The organism is Streptomyces swartbergensis (assembly GCF_002148965.1).
Taxonomy (GTDB): Bacteria; Actinomycetota; Actinomycetes; order Streptomycetales; family Streptomycetaceae; genus Streptomyces; species Streptomyces swartbergensis.
Genome location: NZ_NGFN01000688.1, coordinates 1 through 1,458, shown reverse-complemented (window position 1 = coordinate 1,458; position 1,458 = coordinate 1). Strand labels below are relative to the sequence as shown.

The window sequence follows — 1,458 nt, the reverse complement described above, 5'->3', positions numbered from 1 at the left end:
ATGTACCTCCACCGGGAGCATCTCGCCGAGTTCGAGGCCTTCGTGCACCAGTACCACCGCATGCGGGGCGAGGGACTGCTGCCGCACGTCGCCGGCATCGCCCTGGAGGGGCCGCTCCTGGCCAGCCACGGCGGCACTCCCGCGGCGACCGTCTGGGCCCCCAGCAGGCACGAGTGGGAGCGCCTCGCGGCCCTCGGACCGTACGGACTCACGTACACCGTCCTCTCGCCCGACGCGTTCTCGCCCGCCTCCCAACTCCACGACGAGCCCACCGCCCGCGACACGGGCTTCGACTGGCTCATCCCGCTCCTGATGGCCCACGGAATCCGCCCCGCGCTCGGCCACTTCACCCGTGCCGACCCGCTGCGCAGCGCGGAGCAGGTCGACGAGATCGTCGAGAGGGCATGGCAGAGCGAGTGGTCCGGCACCGGCGTCCGCGTCGTCACCGACCACCTGTTCAACGACATGCCGTTGTTGATCCGGCACGCCTTCCGCAGCGCCCGGGCGCGCGCCGAGCGGGACGCCGTCATCGCCTCCTACGACCTGCCCGGCTGGACCCTCAACCAGATGGCGCGGATCGCCGGACCGGTCCCGGCGGCGATCATGCGCCAGGCGGCGGCCGGCCGTATCGGCGCCTGCATCAACTTCGACGGGGAGCACGTCGACCTGGCCATCGCGGCCCGCGCCGTCCAGCTGATGGGCGTGGAGAACTCGATGATGATGACCGACCGCTGCGACTCGGCACGGCTCGGCGGCCAGGACCTGCACCACCGCGTGGACAACGCGCTCTGGTACCAGCAGGACGGGATCGTCGCGGCCGGTTCCGTGCCGCTGGCCCGGCAGATGGCCAACGCGCAGTCGCAGGGCCTGTCCCCCGAGGACGTCCGCACCCTCGCCGCCGGTACGGCGCACCGGGTGTTCGGACTGCCCGTCCGGTCGGAAGCCCGTCTCCCCGTCGCGTAATTCGAAGAAGGAGCCTCACATGCTGGACTCACTCGACCGGCTGGTCATCGACTGGTCCGACCTCCCCAAGGCCCGTGCGCAGACCAAGGAGATCCTCACCGCACTCTCCGAGGACAAGGCGGCTCTGACGCAGCTGCTGGAGCGGGCGCGCGAGGAGGAGGACCTCTTCGACAAGTGCGAGCACCACCGGCTGCTCGACAAGCTCGTCATCTACGACGCCCTGGACCGTGGATTCCGCATCCGCGTGCACGTCTCGACCGAGGACCACCGGGACCGGCCGCACGACCACCGGTTCACCTTCACCTCACTGATCATGCGCGGGCAGTACAAGCACGTGCGGCACGAACTCACCGGGCGGCTGTCGGAGGAGGACATCCCGCAGAGCGCCCAGGACGACTTCGACGCCGTACCGACCGATCTGCGCGTGGTGCCGAGGTTCGTCACCCATGAGCAGGCGGGCAACTGTTACACGCTCCACCACAGCGAGATCCACAC

At 70.0% G+C, this 1,458-nt stretch carries 1 protein-coding gene and 1 pseudogene; both read left to right on the top strand.

Going from position 1 to position 1,458, the window contains the following annotated elements; all coding sequences use genetic code 11:
- On the top strand, nucleotides 1-963 hold a 963-nt coding region (locus CA983_RS46490; protein WP_086606105.1), incomplete at its 5' end, for a hypothetical protein.
- A 19-nt stretch (nucleotides 964-982) separates the two neighbouring features.
- Nucleotides 983-1,458, top strand: a pseudogene (locus CA983_RS43580) (hypothetical protein); the annotation flags it as partial.